This window comes from Methylomonas defluvii (assembly GCF_033949435.1).
Classification (GTDB): Bacteria; Pseudomonadota; Gammaproteobacteria; order Methylococcales; family Methylomonadaceae; genus Methylomonas; species Methylomonas defluvii.
Genome location: NZ_JAXARY010000052.1, coordinates 1 through 3,065, shown reverse-complemented (window position 1 = coordinate 3,065; position 3,065 = coordinate 1). Strand labels below are relative to the sequence as shown.

The window sequence follows — 3,065 nt, the reverse complement described above, 5'->3', positions numbered from 1 at the left end:
AGACAGCGGAAAGTGCGGGCAAGCTGCTGGATGAAATTGTCCCCAGCATTGCCAGAACCTCCGACTTGGTGCAGGAGATTGCCGCCGCCTCCCAAGAACAATCCGCCGGTGTCAGCCAAGTCAACAATGCCATGAACCAGATGAACCAGATTACTCAGCAGAATGCGTCCGCCAGCGAACAGTTGGCGGCTACTGCGGAAGAAATGATGGGGCAAACGGAACAACTACAAAGTTTGATGAGCTTTTTCAAAATCACCTCTTCCGGACATGCTGCTAGCCGCTCTGCAACCCAGGCAACATCGCGTCGGTTAGAAAGTGCGAAACAGGCAAGTGCGAAAACCACAGAGGATGACGCCATTGACTTGGATGCCGCCATTCAAGCGCACAGCGAGTGGAAGGTGAAACTGCGCCGAGGCATCAGCCAACACGAGCACATGGATGCCGTCACCATTGGTCGGGACGATTGCTGCAAGTTGGGTAAATGGTTGCACGGTGGCGGTCAAAAGCAATACAAACATTTGTCCGGTTTTCAGGACTGTCTGCATAAACATGCGCAGTTTCATCGCGAAGCCGGAAAAGTGGCCGAGGTGATTAATAGTGGCCAATATGAAACCGCCGAGTCCTTGTTAGATGCGGGCAGCGCGTTTGCATTGGCCTCCAGCCAAGTCAGTGTTGCCATTGTGACATTAAAAAAACAAGCACATTTATAAAATCGGAGCCATCTCAAGCTGGTTTTTTATGAGCTAGAAAAAGCTGGTATCAACTTTTATTAACCCTGCCCTCAAATATCGTCGCTCCCGTGTAAGCGCAAACCCAGTTTTCACGCTGGACTTCAGCTTACGCGGGAATCACGGAATCAGGGAGTTTAAAGGCCTGGTTAATAATCTACTGGCGACTAAAAGGGAAGTTGGCAGCGTGGCGACTTGAAGTCCGCGCTTTTAGAGGATGCGGTACTTACGGAGCGCGTGAGCGAATCAAAATTTTAAATTGCATGAGGGTTAAAAAAATGACAGTCACACAACGTTTGTTGTTATTAATCGGTTCCGCTGTGTTGGGCTTGGCTGGTTTGGCCGGCTTCAACTATGTGCAGATCGACAAAGTGTATACCGCCACCAACTTCAATACTATCAATACCTTGCCTAGTGTGTTGTTGCTTAACGATATTGTTGGGGAGATATCCGGAGTCCGCGCGCACGTCTGGCAGCATTTAACGGAAACCGACGATACGGCCATGGCCGGCGTCGAGCAAGAAATCGACGAAAAACGCGCGAATATCGATAAGCTTTTGAGCAACTATGAAAAGCTTTTGGCCGATGATGAGGACAAAAAACTGTTACAGGACGATAAAGCTAGTTTGGCGGAATACGACAAATTAAGGCTCAAAATTCGTGATTTATCCAGGCAGAATAAAAATGCCGAAGCCCGAACTGTGATGATGGGCAATCAGCCTGTGGTTGATAAGCTGTTGGATGCGTTCAAAAATCATAGCGAATATAACCAGCGTCTGGGTAAAAACTCATCGAACGAAGCAGTTTCGATTCAGTCCAGCGCCATTACCATTTCCGTCATTATTACAGCGCTAACGATACTGGCTATCGGCACCTTGGGTTTTTTCATTGCCCGAACCCTGACACGGCAATTGGGTGGCGAACCGGATTTTGTTGCGGATTTGGCTTATAAAATCTCGCAAGGGGATTTGACCACCGTTATTCAACTCAAAGCCGGCGATAACAGCAGTGTTATGGCCAATATGAAGCAGTTGAGCGATAACATCAAAGCGCTATTAGCCGAGATGGATCATATGGCCGCAGAACATGAAAAAGGCGATATTGATGTAGTGGTTGATCAACAAAAATTCCACGGTAGTTTCAAGACCGTCGCCAAAGGCGTTAACGACATGGTTAACGGTCATATTGCTGTGAAAAAAATGGCCATAAAGTGTTTCATGGAGTTTGGCAAAGGTAATCTCGAAGCCGATGTTGAAAAATTGCCTGGCAAAAAGCGATTTATCAATGAAACCATAGATTTAGTTCGCGATAACATCAAGGCTTTAGTAAATGATGCCGCCATGCTGTCGCAAGCAGCCGTCGAAGGCCGCCTGTCAACCCGCGCGGATGCCACGAAACACCAAGGCGACTTCCGCAAGATTGTCGAAGGCGTCAACAACACGCTGGATGCTGTGATCGGCCCTTTGAACGTGGCGGCCGAGTACGTGGACAACATCTCTAAAGGCGCGATCCCCACCAAAATCACCGACACCTACAACGGTGATTTCAACACCATCAAAAACAATCTGAACAACTGTATCGACGCGATCAGCAGCATGGTGGCCGAAGCCGCTGCCTTGGAAAAAGCCGCCATCGAAGGCCGCTTAGCCACCCGTGCCGACGCCAGCCAATACCAAGGCGATTACCGCAAGATTGTCGAAGGCGTCAACAACACCCTGGACGCGGTGATCGGGCCCTTGAACGTCGCCGCCGAGTACGTCGACAACATCTCGCGCGGGGCGATTCCGGCGAAAATCACCGACACCTACAATGGTGATTTCAACACCATCAAGAACAACCTGAACAACTGTATCGACGCGATCAGCAGCATGGTGGCCGAAGCCGCTGCCTTGGAAAAAGCCGCCATCGAAGGCCGCTTAGCCACCCGCGCCGACGCCAGCCAGTATCAAGGCGATTACCGCAAGATTGTCGAAGGCGTCAACAACACGCTGGATGCGGTGATCGGGCCGCTCAACGTCGCCGCCGAGTACGTCGACAACATCTCTAAAGGCGCGATCCCCGCCAAAATCACCGACACCTACAACGGTGATTTCAATGTCATCAAAAACAATCTGAACACCTGTATTGATGCGGTGAACGCCCTGGTGGCCGATGCCAATATGTTATCGACCGCTGCCGTCGAAGGGCGTTTGGCGACCCGCGCGGATGCCACTAAGCACCAAGGCGATTTCCGCAAAATCGTCGAAGGGGTCAACAGCACGCTGGATGCGGTAATCGGGCCCTTGAACGTGGCCGCCGAGTACGTGGACAACATCTCGCGCGGGGCGATTCCGGCGA

The 3,065-nt window shown here is 50.8% G+C and carries 2 protein-coding genes; both read left to right on the top strand.

Features of this window, described 5'->3' with window-relative positions:
• On the top strand, positions 1-710 hold a 710-nt coding region (locus tag QLH52_RS24460), incomplete at its 5' end, for a CZB domain-containing protein (RefSeq protein WP_319963274.1).
• A gap of 296 nt (positions 711-1,006) precedes the next feature.
• On the top strand, positions 1,007-3,065 hold a 2,059-nt coding region (locus QLH52_RS24455; RefSeq protein WP_319963273.1), incomplete at its 3' end, for an MCP four helix bundle domain-containing protein.